This window comes from Anatilimnocola aggregata (assembly GCF_007747655.1).
GTDB classification, from domain to species: domain Bacteria; phylum Planctomycetota; class Planctomycetia; order Pirellulales; family Pirellulaceae; genus Anatilimnocola; species Anatilimnocola aggregata.
In genome coordinates this window covers 4,248,922-4,262,479 of sequence record NZ_CP036274.1, presented here as the reverse complement: position 1 = coordinate 4,262,479, position 13,558 = coordinate 4,248,922, and the positions used below count along the sequence as shown (strand labels likewise).

Here is a 13,558-nt window from a genome sequence, read left to right as displayed (position 1 = left end):
GGCTCCGGGAGGTGCTACGAAACGATAATTTTTTCGACGACCGCCACCAATTCCTGCGTCAACGGATGCGCGGGATAACGATAGCAAAACAACCCGCTGCTGGCGTTGCGGACCATTTCCGTGCTCAATGGCAACACGGCACCGACCTCGGTTCCGAACAATTCCTCGACATCGCGACGAAGTTGTACGAAATCGGTTCCGGGGGCCACTTTGTTCACAATCATCACCATCCGTGGAACTTCCAACTTGCGCGCCAATTCGACAGCCACCGCAGTTCCCTGAAAGTCCTGCTGATCAGGTCGTACGATCAGAAGCAACAGGTCCGAAACTGCAATCGAAAGCAACGTCTCTTCGTTAACGCCAGGGTGGGTATCGATAAAGAGAAAATCTAATTGCAGTCGCTTGAGCAGATCCTGCAAGCCGTCGTTCAGCAGGGCGACGTCGTAGCCTTCGCGCAGAATCCGCGCGATCTCGCCTGTTTTCAGGCTGGACGGAATCAAGAACAGCTTCGTCCGCTCGCCACCTTTGCCGCCGCCAAGCCCCCGTTCGGTCACGTCGTAGGCGGCGTCCTCAATTGCGCACTTACCCCAGAGATAGTCGTTCAGCGAGAACTTGATTTCGCCGTCGGCCATCTGAAACAGCACGTGAATACCCGGAGACTGAATGTCCGTGTCGATAATGCCGACCCGGTAGCCAGCCTTGGCCGTGAGCGCCGCTAGATTAGCAGTGGTATTGGATTTGCCCGTTCCGCCGCGGAAGGAATGGGTCGAGATGATTTTCGGCAAGCGAGGAATTCCTTATCGGCGAGAGACGAGACGGTTGGCAGGAAATAGTCAGGTCGAGTTGCGGCGGAGTCGAAGTTCGCGCGCCTTCTCTTGCAAGGTTTGAAAGTAATTGCCGCCGGCGATTTGGGTCACTTCCTGCTGGAGATTGGCCTCGTCCAGAGCGAACATCGAGACGGGAAACGTATCGAAACAAATCGTGTGAGTTCCCTCAGATTGCTCACCCGAAGTCTGCATCCGCAGAAATGGGCCACCGCTCCCTAAGCGAAATTTGCAGCCGCACTCGAGCGGATAGTCGGTGACTTGCTTGTTTTCGACCAACACACCATTTCGCCCGAGCGACACTAAGATCCAACGGTTGTCGCAAAACGACAGCTTGGCATGTGAGCGGGAGACGTAGACGTCACTAACTTCAACGTCCTGATCGTTGGCTCGGCCGATGGTGATGGACGTGCGTCCGACGAAGGACCACGACTTCACAGGCTTCTCGAACGTCGGATCCAGAAGTTCGATCAGCACGGATAGGTTGGGATCCGGATGTACGCTGTCTGTAGTCATGAGCAGCCCGCCAAAAGCTCGCATGGCATGGAGAGAAACGTGAGTTTTAAGGCCATGTTCACCGTAACCAGCACGCTCCAGCACTTTTTGCGCCACTAACGATAGCAACCCTCAATCGGTGCTGCAACGTTTGACCAGAAAACGAGATACAACTGCAACGGGCTTTTGAGAGGCTTGCGTGTGACAAGAAATGCGGCATGGCAATGCGTGATTTGCAGGCACTAACTCGTTGGAGTTCGTGAGGGTAAGTGCATCTGTTGCAGGTGAATTCTTCAACCGCTTCCATCGGACCTTGAAAGTCAGGGAAGCCGTTTGGTGAACCTCGATTCTCTGCGGGCAGCATGGGTGAGGTTACTCTTCGGCAACTTTTACGCGAGCCTCTTTCACCACGATTTGGATGAAGTGGATCTTGCGCAGGACGGGACGAGACATGACAAACGGATAGAAGTCTGGTTGCCCCATGCTGCGGGCCAGTTCGTTGAGCACGGTAGTTAGCTGAATCCAGGAGTTCACAAGGAGCACGACGCGCTTGGCGTCCGGGGCTTTGGGATCGTAGAGGTCGTCAATCGAAAAGGGCTCGATAGCCGCTTCGACATCTTCGCCCCGCAGCCCAAAGCCGAGGGCCGTATCAAGGCTGTCGACCACGTGCAGGTAGTGAGCCCAGCATTCAGCCCAATCTTCCCACGGATGCACCGAAGCATAAGTGCTGATGTGTCGATCGGCCCAGTCGGCGGGCGGGCCCTGCGTGTAATTGCGCTGCAGGGATTCGGCATAGTCCTGGCGCTCGTCGCCGAACAACTCGCGGAATTTTTCGTGCCAGGGGGTCTCGGCAATCAGGCGATCCCAGTAGTAGTGGCCGATCTCGTGACGGAAATGACCGAGCAACGTGCGATAGGGCTCGCGCATATCGTGGCGGGTCTTTTCCCGAATCGAGTCATCGGCTTCTTCGACGTTAATGGTGATCAAACCATTGGCATGGCCGGTGAGAACGCGCGGTCCCTCGGCGGGTGAACGAAGGAAGTCGAACATCACGCCGTGCTCAGTATCTTCGCTCACCTTCGATTTGACCGGCAAACCCAAACTGATTAGCTGCGCGACGAGGCGACGCTTGGCGTTTTCGATCAGCCGCCACCAGCGACTGTTCTGGGCGTCGTCCAAGTCGGGGATGGTGCGATTTAAGCGACAAGAAAGACAGAGAGGCTCGGGGTCATCGGCAGTTACCAGCCAATTGCAGCCGGCGGGCGAATCGAAGTTTTCGCAGCGCTTCCAGAGAGGTGTGTCGGTGGTCTGACCAGGCAGTTTCCACGTGTCCGGCTGGGGGCCCGGCTCGATCGCCCGCAACTGCCCTGTCTCCGGCTCGTAGCCCAACACCGACTTGCAGCCCAGGCAAAGGCTGTTGCGAAAGAAGATGGGTCGGTCGCACTGGCAGCGATACGTGCGCCCTCGCCCCAGCGGTTCGGTCGGCCGCCAGACTTCGGCGAGGCGCTTGGTGATGGTCTCAAAAATGCCGGTCATCGAGGTGGCCACGTGTCGCTGATTCCTGGGCAAGGCGGGAGAGGAAAGAGATACTGTAGAACCGTATTGTAATCCTGAGATTCTAAACACGAAGTGACGCTGCTGCTGCAGACGAAATGGCCACTTTACTTGCCGGGCAAGTTGGAAGAGAGGATCGGCAGAAATGATCCGCTTGATTTTTCGTAAGCGTTCACGCTGACATCGGCGACAGCCATTCGCGGGTAGGGTGGGTCAAATCGCGCTATCGGCCTGCCCATCTCGCTGGACTCAGCCGCGATGAGACCCACCACGAGGGAAGGGAGCGGATCCAATCTCTCTGGCCGCGAAAGCGCTATTGGCAACCGGTTGGAAGCACATTCTCGCCTTCAATCTGGTTGGCGCTTTCGCGGAACGCGAGAACGTTATCCCTCTCGCCCGCTGGTGGGCCTCGTCGCGGGAAACTCAGTTGCCATGACCAAGACCACCGACGCGACCTCGGCCACACCCTACGTGCCAGCGCGAACGCCTACTTTTTTTCGCATCCCGTGACCAGACGTGTCACGACGGCATTGTCTAATAGGTTGGCAAGATGTCTTGCGCAATATGGAACAACGTTACTCGCATTTGGTTCCCCATTTCTAGACAAATGCGGGGGGCGGGGATGCTATTGGCCGGCGCCAATGAATGAGTGGGTTACTTGGCCCCCTCACAGCGCATGGCGGCGGCAGTTTTTAGGGAAAGGACGCTGCCCTAAAGTCGCGGACTGGACAAGTGCAGGATCGGTCGATCGAGGCGACAACTGGCAAACCAGGTAACTTTACTGCGATCATATTTTGGAAATAAGTGCCGCTTATCTGGAAATCGTTTAGTGGAAATTTCCTGACTAACTAAACCGTAAGTGATTGCACCAATTGAGCTTGAAGGAGAACTTAGGCAGTCGAAAATTTGAGAATAACGGAAATTTCCGCAAGCCGCGAAGGGAACCAACCAGTAACTGGCGCGGTCGCTGGGACCCGTTGAACGGAGATTGCTTCAGGCGGTTGTTTTCGCCTTAAGCGAACCGAGGTCGAACTGAGGAATGAGAGTGCAAGAACCTGGATCGAACACTGACGGCTGAGAGATGATCGTTAGGGGGAGGCTAGCACCAACCTTGGCTATCTTCGCTGGCAGCCGAATGTTAGACTGCTTAGCTTCGCTGCGATGGAGGGGTTTCCGTTGCGGCGAGGTGTCACCGCTAATAAACCCGTTTACTGTTTCGCGATTCTCTTATGTCCACCGCACCAACCTCTCCCGAAAATTCTGCTCCTCCCGCTGCTGAAACCGCGACTCCCGCCACACCGGCTGGGGGTGGGGACGAAGCCAAGCGTGGCCCAATCAAAGTGGGCCGCACGAGTGGGGCACCCAGTGGCCAGCCAGGCGGCGGACAACAGGGGGGCGGCCAGCGTCGCGACCGTGGGCCTCGGCCACCCAAGCCGCAACGTCCGCGCCGCGAAGGGGAACCGCAGTCGGCCAACGAGCGCGAAGACTCGGAAGAAGCCGCCTTGGACGCCGCTGCCGAGCAGCAACGCCAGGCCGGTCGCCGCGGGCCAGTGCCGGTGCCCAACCGCCGTGGCCCCTTGTCGGCCGAACTGGAAGCCGAGTTGAAGGAAGCCCTCGGCGATCTCTCGATTGAAGACGTCGTTAGTGGCAAGACATCGCCCGCGCCTTCAGCTGGCCGCGTCGAGAACGAAACCCAAGTGCGAGCGGCGGTGATTGAAGTTCACGGCGATAATATTTTCGTCTCGCTCGGCGGCAAGAATCAGGGAGTGGTCTCGGTTCGCAATTTCGAAACCCCGCCTGCCGTTGGCGACATTCTTGAAGTGACCGTGACTGGCTTCAATGCCGAAGACGACCTGCACGAAGTGAACGTGGCGGGGGGCAAAGTTGTCGGCGGCGACTGGACGAACCTGATTGAAGGTTCGATCGTCGAAGCCAAAGTGACAGCCGCGAACACGGGCGGTTTGGAATGCACGGTCGGTGGCGCGCGGGCCTTCATTCCCGCCAGCCAGGTATCGCTATTCCGCACGGAGAACCTGGCAGACTACGTCGACCAGAAGTTGGTTTGCGTCGTGACTGAAGCCAACGAACGTCGGGGCAACCTCGTTCTGAGCCGCCGCGGGATTCTGGAACGCGAGAAGGAAGAATCGAAGAAGAAGCTGCTCGGCGAACTCGAAGCGGGCCAGCTGCGCGAGGGGATCGTGCGCAAGATTCAAGACTTCGGGGCGTTCGTCGATCTGGGCGGCGTCGATGGCTTGATTCACATTAGCCAAATGAGTTGGGAACGGATTAAGCACCCGAGCGAGATCCTGAAGGAAGGCCAGAAGATTCGCGTTCGCGTCGATAAGATCGACCTGGAGAGCGGCAAGATTGGCCTCTCGCTGAAGAACCCAGAAGAACATCCTTGGACCGGCATCGAACAGCGGTTCCCGGTGGGCACGATCATTCGCGGGCCGGTCACACGACTCGCCAGCTTCGGCTGCTTCGTGAAGATTGCTCCGGGCGTCGAAGGCATGGTGCATATCAGCGAGTTGGCTCATAACCGCGTCTACGCTGTCCAAAACGTCGTGAAGGAAGGGCAAGAGGTCGAAGCCAAGATTCTCGCTGTGGATGCCGATGCGCAGCGGATCGCACTCTCGATGAAGGCGACGATTCAGCCACCGCAAAAAGAAAACACCAAGAAGGAAGAAGCGGCTCCCGTGGTCGAAGAGCCCGTGCGGGCACCGATCGTGCCCAAGCGCGAAGGCGAACTTAAGGGTGGCACCAAGCGCAAAGCTGGTGGCGAAAAGTTCGGACTGAACTGGTAGCTAATTCAGCCCGAACCCTGGTTACCGAGCGACTAGTGCCGGCGGCTGTGGGAGTTGTCTTGCCGCAAGTGATTGAGAAGGGCTGCTTTGCCAGCGGGCTGCGGAACGGACGAAACCGATTCCGCTTCACTGGCTGCTGGTACTGGAACAGCGGCCAACGGCAATTGCAACTCAGGCGTGATCGCCAGATCTTCGTCTTTCCGCTTGCGGGGCTTAAAGACCACACCAAGCGGACCAGCCAATAGTGCGGGGAAGAAAATCAATTCGGCCACCACGCCCATCCACAAGATGACCAGCATCAAGTAACCGAAGCGTTGGGTCGGCGTGAAGGTGCTGAGGGCAAACACCGAGAGTCCCAGGCCGCTGATGATGGCCGCTTGGAAGGTGGGCGTCGCACAATGTTTATAGGCCGCGAGGATGGCCAGCTTGCGATCCTTCAGCCGGTCAAGTTCCTCGCGATACCAATTCAAATAGTGAATCGTATCGTCGACCGCGACCCCGAGCGCGATACTGGCCGTCATCATCGAACCGACGTCCACATCAATGCCAAGCCACCCCATGCCGCCGAAGACCATCAGGACTGGCAGCACGTTCGGTAGCATGGCCACCAGCCCGCCCCAGAAGCTGCGACTGATGAACATCATCAGCGGGGTAATGGTGATGAACGACCAGAAGGTGCTTTCGATCAGGCTATTGAGCAGAGTGCGCTGCGCCTTGTAGACGATCGGAACAACGCCGGTATACGTGGCATGCGTCAGGCCGACATCTGACTTCGAGCGACGGGCAGCCGAGTTCAACTCGTTGCCGTCGAACTTATGATCGCGGGCATCGACCAGGAGTTTGGTCGCGCGACTCAGATCGAAACCGCTATAAGCAGCCTGATCACTGATGAGTACGACACAATCGAAGTTGCCCAGGTATTCTTTCCAATTGGCGGGTGCCTCATCCACACCAGGAATGAAGGTTATTACCTTCAAGCGCTTAATGGTGAGCATGTCGGTGAGTGCTTCACTGAAGATCGCCGTTTGGTTCACCTGACGCTTTGTCGTGCCGTTCTGATTGGCCGCTGGAGCTGCCGCCACTTCCTGCGGAGCAGGTGCGGGTACGCCGAGCAACAAAACCTTGCTATTGGCCGGAGACTTATTGCCGCGCTTGGCAATCAGTTCCTGCATGATGTGATCGCGACGCTGCTGGGCCGAAAGAATCGGCTCGACGGCATCCTTTAATTCGTGAATGAGAGTGCCGTAATCCACGCCTTTGGTGGCACCAACGCGGATACTCACGCGCCAAAGTTCCGATTGATCTTGCTCATCTAACCGGAGGTAGTCGCTATGCAGAAACTCTTCGCGGTGAGCCTCCAATCGTTTGCTCGTGGCTCCGCGAGTGAGCATGCTGCGGCTGTCCCCTTTGGGCTCCGGCAGGTTGCGGACGAAGGTGGCCGCACTCATTGCTCGGCCAATCTTGCCATTGCCAGTGGCACCAAACTCTTGTTGCACCACACGCTGAACGCGGGCGGCAAGTTCCATCCGTTCGAGAAATGGCATCTGTTTTTGCCGCTGCAGTTGGACCACTTCGAGCTTGCCGAGTTCGGTCGCGAACTTCTGCTTTTCCGCTGGATCGGTCGCCGACTCAAACTGCTGGGTCAGCTCGTCGACGCGCAGATTCTCAGCCGTTAACTCAGCAGCCGGTGGCAAGAGCGATGCTTTCGGTACGCGGACCACAATTTCCATCGGCACGAGTTCGCCGAGGTTGGCCTCGAGCCATTCATAGTCCTGAATGATCTTGGCTTTGGAATGGAACATCCGCAGCATATTCACCGAAGTATTGGTGTACATCACGCCATAGCCCGTGGCGGCAATGACGATGATGCAGACGATCGCTACGACCGCATGATTGCGCACAATGAAGCCGCCGAGCTTTTGCCAGAAGTCGCCCAGGAAGGTATCGAGCCAAGGCCTGTCGTCTGCGCCAGCGGCCTTCTTTTTGCGAATCTGCGGCCAGATCTGCAAAGCGGCTGGCAGGTAGGTATGCGTGATGATGAGCGTGGCCAGCACACCGAGGCCTGCATAAAAGCCGAACTTGCGGATCGGTGCGAGTTCGCTGGTAATCAGCGAAAAGAGGCCGATGGCAGTGGTAATATTACAGAGTAGTGCCGGCTTCCAGCTTTTCATGATCGCGCGCTCGGGAGCGCCGATCAGCCCCTTTTCTTCAACGGCATCGTAATAGTAATTGATCGTGTGCGCGGCTCCTGACAGACCGAGCACGTATACGAGCGCTGGCATCGACATGGCGATGGCATCGACGGTGTCGCCAAACCACCACATCATGGCAAGCGTGACGACTGCACTAATGCCACCAACCAGAAAGACCATGATGGTGGCCGAAATGGTACGGAAGCAGGCCAACGAAAGGCCCAGCCCTAAGATGGCCGTCATGCCAATTAGGCGAACCAGCGTGATGGAACCTTCTTCATCGATCGCGACGTTATCGACTGGCGGCCCACCCAGGCGCAGTTGCTGCTCGGAGATGTTCGATTCTTGTGCGATCTCGTAGAGGCGACCGCGCGGCTTGCCGAGACCACCGCGCCCGAGCACCAAGTGCAAGTTGTGTTTGGCGGCGTCGCTGAGCGTGAGGACCATGCAGGTCTGCTCGCCGTTCGGACCAAAGAGCATGCCGGTCAAACGCTCTTTGGCTTCTTCTGGATTGCTGGCGAGTTCACCACCGGGGCGAACGAGGCTGGCGAGAACGTCAGGACCGGTCGTCACCGTTTTGAAGAGTTGGGCACGCAGACGCCGCGGCTCGGCAAAATACCAGGGGCCATCGACCTTGCCAAATGAATGGACCAGCTGACCGCGAACCGGTTGCGGGGCGATTTTTCTTTGCAGCTCGCGATAGGCAGATGCTAACGGCGCGTCGACGCCATCCCAGCGATACAAGTCGCCGTCGGGTGTAATGTAGTACCAGGCTTCTTCCACGCTGTCGCTATCTGGATTGGCCCGCCCGCGCAGCCACTTCTCGCCGCGCATGCCCCAGTTTTCTGCAACGTCAAAGGAGCCGTCCACATACTTGGGTAAGTAGAGCCCCAGGCGATCGCCAATGAAATCGGCCTGGTGGATATACCGGGTTGGCGACGCTTCGTCTGCGACCTGTTCGGTGGCGTCGCTGATTGTTTCGCTACTACCTGCGCCATCGTTGGCGGCTTCTTGGCCTTCGCTATTCAGTTTGGCAAGGGCGGCCTGCTCGCGCTTGGCCACCGCGGCCTGCTCGGCAGCTAACTTCGAGGGAGCTTCTTCGGGTTTGAGTTTGGCAAGGAACAGTTTGTAGCGTTGATCGGCTTCGTTGCCTGTGCAGCCATCCCAACTGACAACGACAAACTGCTCGCTCAGAAAGTGTTGGCGAAACCAGGCAAGCTCCGCGGTCTCACTGAAGCCCTTGGGTAGCCAATCGCGAACATCGTTCTTCATCCCCAGCACAGACATGCGCGCACCGCGCAGCGCAAAGGGAACGAGGAAGAACACAATCATCAGCACGATGATCGCACGCCGGCCGAAAAAGGTGGTCTTTTCTGTCATCGCTGCGTGGGCTGGCTGGGGTGAGGTGGCGCTGGCCGGCGGCGATGAAATTCATCGCCGGCGTTCCGCTCGAGAGGAACTGGTGGCCTGCCAAGTGACAGCACAGCTAGTAAAGCCGTAATGCCAAGCGCAAGCCGGGTTATTCTCACCTTCGGCAACGAAGGAAGGTTGGCTTCAAAAGGTACGGCTCGCCAGCTCGGAATAAAGCGGAAAACTGCCGTTCGGGGGGCGATGTCTTACGCAGAACTCCAGGCTTGCCAGACGCATTTCGGCTGAGTTGCCCGTATCTTGCCTGCTCAACCGAGCTCGCCATCCTATCCCGATTCTGGCGGGTCAGCAAGTTGCGATTTCCCGGCAGAACCCAGCGAACGGGGCGTTTTACTGGCATCGCCCCGAACGTGAGCTAAATTTATCCGAACACGCAAAGTTTGCGGCTGCCGAGGGCCTGGTTCCCCGCGCAGACTGCTGTCCACAGAGTTCGCCGCTGGTTCATTTTTGGGAGCGACTTATGTTGTCTGCCTGGCTCGTATCCGTAGCAATGTCGACCACGATGGTCCCCCCTGGTCACCCGGTTGAGAATCATGCCTCCGTAGGCAAGAGTGCTCAGCCGACGATTCAACTGTTCGAACGCAAGGCCGTCGATCGTGCTCGCCGAGCCAATTGGAATGCCTACGTCGCCGAACTCGATGTGCTGTGGGCTGACTTTCGCGCTGCTGGTTCGACCGACGCCGCCATGGCCGACTACAAGTTCAAAGCCAATGCCGCAAAGATTAAGTTCCTGTACAACGACCCCTACCTGCTGCCAATCATCGACGACTAGTTCGTCCCCCGCTCGATGAGCATTGATTGCAGAATCTGCCTGCCCCGCGCCGGATCGCTAGCGATCGCGGCGCGGCATTGTTTCAAATCGGCGACTTGCCCGGCCGTAAATGGAACCGCGGTTTGAGGCTCCGCAGCACGCGGCACTAAGTGCGCGGCGATGGCCGTGCCAAGTTCTTTCAAGCCTGCGCCAGTAACGACCGACACGAGCAGTCCGTCAATCGGTTCGCGCGCGTCAGCTGTCGGCAGCAAGTCGCACTTCGTGCGCACCAGCAAGCCGGCATTCGCCGAGAGCTTGCCAGGCAGCGGCTCATTCGCGGGAACAACGTGCAGCAGCAAGTCTGCACCGGCTATCTCTTGCCGCGCGAGCGCGACGCCGGCCAATTCCACCGGATCGGTGCTTTCGCGCAGTCCGGCCGTATCGAGCAGTTCCACGGGCCAGCCAGCAAAAGCTGTGCGGGCGGTAACGACGTCCCGCGTGGTACCCGCAATCTCGCTAATAATGGCCCGCTGAAATCCCAGCAGGGCATTGAGCAAACTGCTCTTCCCAGCATTCGGTCGTCCCGCAATGACCACGCGCCAAGGTTGCGTAAGATGCAGGCCAAGCGAAGCACGCGCGAGAAGCTCATCGAGCCGGTCTGTTGCAGCGATGACGTTTTGTGACTGCATCAGCAGATCGCAGATTGCTTGCAATTCATTTGCCAAAGCCCCGTGTAATTGATCGAGCAGAATGCAGGCCGTGCGCTCGGTGAGGGCGCCGGCTAGCGCAATTCTGGCTGAACTAGCGATCGCGTTATCAGCAACCGCTTCGTTCCACTGCTGCCAGCCGACGCGCACCGCTCCCTGCCGCTCGAGGGCGTTCAGCACGGCCTCGCAGGCGGCAGCACCGCCGTGGCAATGCAAGCGGGCTTCGTCTCCATTCGGAAAGGCAACCACCAACTCTTCGCCGGCACCTGCTCCCGCTTGGAATTGCCGCAACCAGGGACGCTCTGTGCGTTCGGCAGCAGGAACCGCTGTGGCGAGGCAACCCTGGGCAAATCGATATGCCTCGGGACCGCGCAGGGCAATCGTCGCCAGCGCGCCGCGGCCAGGCGGAGTGAGCAGGGCGACAAGTGTCGGAATGAGAGGTTCAGCTGCTGACATGCGTTTGCAAGCCTGGGAGGTGGTCGGCCCTGTATAGTATCACGCGTTGTCGTTTGAAATTGCTGCCGTCGAGGGCAACAGGGTCCGCACTTCGCCGCGAAATCACCTGCCCATTTCCATCCCAAACGTCCAACAATACCACCGATTGTTGAACACGAATCGCTCGCAAACCCGTGAATGGCGCTAGGTACTGTCCAACAATCGACCCGATTGTTGGACACCCCCCTTTTGCAGTTTGCGAACATTGCCCACTACCCGAAAGCTTGCGATGCACACTGTCCCGCCCCTGCGGATTCGCCAGGTCAATCAAGCCCCCGTTCAACCTGGCGGCGACTATGTGCTGTATTGGATGACGGCCTTTCGCCGCGTCCGTTCCAACTTCAGTTTGCAGCGAGCACTAGAACATTGCCGCGAACTGAACAAGCCGCTACTCATTCTCGAAGCACTGCGAACGCGCTATCACTGGGCCAGCGATCGGCTTCATCGGTTTGTCATTGAAGGGATGGCTGCCAATCAGCAGGCAATTGCCGCGGCAGCCAATCCCGGCGTCTACTATTTTCCTTATGTCGAACCAGCTCACGGCGAGGGTTCGGGGCTGTTGGCAACACTCGCCAAGCGGGCAGCCGTCGTGGTCACCGACGATTTTCCTTGCTTCTTTTTGCCCAGGCTCGTGAAAGTCGCGGGGCGGCAACTCCCCGTGCGGCTCGAAGCCGTCGACTCGAATGGAATCGTGCCGCTGCGTGGTACCGATCACGCCTTTACCATGGCATTTCACTTTCGCCGCTGGCTACAGAAAAATCTGCCGAGGTGGCTCGAGAAGAGTGAGTTTCCGCTCGCCGACCCCCTCAAGCGCTGCGAACTCCCCACGTTCGAAAAGCTGCCGGCGAGTATCACCAAGGAATGGCGCCCTGCCGATTTGGCAAAGCTGCTCGCGCCCGGCGGCTTGCAAGCGTTGCCCATCGATCACAGTGTGCTCCCCGCGTCGATTCACGGCGGAAGCGCGGTTGCAGAAACTGTCCTCAAAGAGTTTCTCAAACATCGCCTTGCTCGTTATGCCGATGAGCGGAATCAGCCCGATGCGAACGCGGCCAGTGGAGTTTCACCCTATTTGCACTTTGGTCACCTTTCGGTGCACGAAATGTTTACCGCGGCCGTCCGGCAAGAAGACTGGTCGCTCGATTGTCTGGCCAAGAAGGCCGATGGCAAGAACTCGGGCTGGTGGGGCACATCACCGCCGCTCGAATCGTTTCTCGACGAACTCATCACCTGGCGCGAGATCGGCTTCAACTTCTGCACGCATCGTCCCGACGATTACGACCAGTACGAGTCCCTTCCCGAGTGGTGCCGCAAGTCGCTGGCGAAACATGCCAAAGACGCTCGTCCAAATCTTTACGACCTCGATCAATTCGAGTCAGCTGCCACGCACGATCCGCTCTGGAATGCAGCCCAGCGACAGTTAGTGCGCGAAGGGCGGATGCACAATTACCTGCGCATGCTCTGGGGCAAGAAGGTACTCGAATGGTCGGCCTCGCCCGAGGACGCGCTGCAGACGCTGATTCACTTGAACAACAAATACGCAGTCGACGGTCGCAATCCCAACTCGTACAGCGGCATCTTCTGGTGCCTCGGACGCTACGATCGCCCCTGGGCACCCGAGCGCCCCATCTTCGGCATGATCCGCTACATGAGCAGCGAAAACACCGCCCGGAAGATCAAGGTGAAGAATTATTTGCGTGAATACAGTGAATACAGCGAGTGAGATTCTGCGCCTTCGTGAGTTTACCCGAACAACCTTGCGATTAAGGCACGAGTTCCACTGGCAATACCTCGTAGAAATAGACTCGGTCCATTGCTTTCCATAATCGCTCCACGCGATCGTTATCCCACTCGCGTCGATGGTTTTCCCACCATTCAAACCATATCCAAGCAAGTTCATCGTTGCCCGCTTCCGGCGAATCTGCGGGTGGGATAAGTCCTTCAGCGCGAACGGCGGCCAGAAATGCCACCCTATCCATCGAGGTGTACTCTCCCTCTTCTGGCAGGTAGCGAAAAGGGTTTGATTTCGCACGCTTGTGCAAATTGAGTGCTCGGCAATGTTCCTCTGCTCGCTCACGGTCTAAGAATGACTTTACCGGCTTGCCAGGTCGCCCTTCGTCCAAAACCAACGGCGAGCGGTTTGAACGCCAACGCCACATGAATTCATGAACGACATAAACAGTCTGGTGTTTCGTCGTAATCTTGTTGTCTATGGAAGAACTAGTCCTTACACCGCAACCTACAAGTACCATAGCTCCGTACATAACCATCGCGACCAAACGAGTGCGGATAGTTCCTGTCATCAATTAGC

General features: G+C 57.9%; 9 protein-coding genes. 3 read left to right on the top strand and 6 right to left on the bottom strand.

All coding sequences use genetic code 11. The annotated features are described in order from the left end of the window. Positions 1-14: 14 nt before the first annotated feature. The 3 genes from ETAA8_RS16145 to ETAA8_RS16135 all read right to left on the bottom strand — a co-directional run bounded on the left by ETAA8_RS16145 (position 15) and on the right by ETAA8_RS16135 (position 2,867). Complete coding sequence (locus ETAA8_RS16145) at positions 15-785, bottom strand: MinD/ParA family ATP-binding protein (RefSeq protein WP_145090264.1); 771 nt, start codon at positions 783-785, stop codon at positions 15-17. Between the two features lie 48 nt (positions 786-833). Continuing rightward, positions 834-1,340 (bottom strand): FHA domain-containing protein, encoded by a 507-nt coding sequence (locus ETAA8_RS16140; RefSeq protein ID WP_202921871.1) that lies wholly within the window; start codon positions 1,338-1,340, stop codon positions 834-836. 351 nt (positions 1,341-1,691) lie between these two features. After that, positions 1,692-2,867, bottom strand: coding sequence for a zinc-binding metallopeptidase family protein (locus tag ETAA8_RS16135; RefSeq protein ID WP_202921870.1), 1,176 nt, complete (start codon positions 2,865-2,867; stop codon positions 1,692-1,694). Between the two features lie 1,235 nt (positions 2,868-4,102). Between ETAA8_RS16135 and ETAA8_RS16130 the strand changes: the two genes are divergently transcribed. Continuing rightward, on the top strand, positions 4,103-5,677 hold the full coding sequence (locus ETAA8_RS16130) for a 30S ribosomal protein S1 (RefSeq protein WP_145090258.1): 1,575 nt from the start codon (positions 4,103-4,105) through the stop codon (positions 5,675-5,677). Between the two features lie 32 nt (positions 5,678-5,709). On the opposite strand, the gene ETAA8_RS16125 is transcribed toward ETAA8_RS16130, so the two are convergent. Beyond that, positions 5,710-9,249, bottom strand: coding sequence for an efflux RND transporter permease subunit (locus ETAA8_RS16125; protein ID WP_145090255.1), 3,540 nt, complete (start codon positions 9,247-9,249; stop codon positions 5,710-5,712). Between the two features lie 508 nt (positions 9,250-9,757). Here ETAA8_RS16125 and ETAA8_RS16120 point away from each other — a divergent pair. Next, a complete protein-coding gene (locus ETAA8_RS16120; protein ID WP_145090253.1) occupies positions 9,758-10,069 on the top strand; it encodes a hypothetical protein in 312 nt (103 codons plus the stop codon). Here ETAA8_RS16120 and ETAA8_RS16115 read toward each other — a convergent pair. Next, positions 10,066-11,211 (bottom strand): GTPase, encoded by a 1,146-nt coding sequence (locus ETAA8_RS16115; protein ID WP_145090248.1) that lies wholly within the window; start codon positions 11,209-11,211, stop codon positions 10,066-10,068. The genes ETAA8_RS16120 and ETAA8_RS16115 overlap by 4 nt on opposite strands. Before the next feature lie 268 nt (positions 11,212-11,479). Between ETAA8_RS16115 and ETAA8_RS16110 the strand changes: the two genes are divergently transcribed. Next, on the top strand, positions 11,480-12,970 hold the full coding sequence (locus ETAA8_RS16110; protein WP_145090245.1) for a cryptochrome/DNA photolyase family protein: 1,491 nt from the start codon (positions 11,480-11,482) through the stop codon (positions 12,968-12,970). Between the two features lie 40 nt (positions 12,971-13,010). On the opposite strand, the gene ETAA8_RS16105 is transcribed toward ETAA8_RS16110, so the two are convergent. Then, positions 13,011-13,550, bottom strand: a complete 540-nt coding sequence (locus tag ETAA8_RS16105) for a hypothetical protein (RefSeq protein ID WP_145090242.1) — start codon at positions 13,548-13,550, stop codon at positions 13,011-13,013. Positions 13,551-13,558: the final 8 nt, after the last annotated feature.

Excerpts from the sequence above, each read along its gene's own strand:
- ETAA8_RS16140 (WP_202921871.1), bottom strand. The coding sequence starts at position 1,340 with ATGACTACAGACAGCGTACATCCGGATCCCAACCTATCCGTGCTGATC.
- ETAA8_RS16115 (WP_145090248.1), bottom strand. The coding sequence starts at position 11,211 with ATGTCAGCAGCTGAACCTCTCATTCCGACACTTGTCGCCCTGCTCACT.
- ETAA8_RS16130 (WP_145090258.1), top strand. The coding sequence starts at position 4,103 with ATGTCCACCGCACCAACCTCTCCCGAAAATTCTGCTCCTCCCGCTGCT.
- ETAA8_RS16120 (WP_145090253.1), top strand. The coding sequence starts at position 9,758 with ATGTTGTCTGCCTGGCTCGTATCCGTAGCAATGTCGACCACGATGGTC.
- ETAA8_RS16105 (WP_145090242.1), bottom strand. The coding sequence starts at position 13,550 with ATGACAGGAACTATCCGCACTCGTTTGGTCGCGATGGTTATGTACGGA.
- ETAA8_RS16125 (WP_145090255.1), bottom strand. The coding sequence starts at position 9,249 with ATGACAGAAAAGACCACCTTTTTCGGCCGGCGTGCGATCATCGTGCTG.
- ETAA8_RS16110 (WP_145090245.1), top strand. The coding sequence starts at position 11,480 with ATGCACACTGTCCCGCCCCTGCGGATTCGCCAGGTCAATCAAGCCCCC.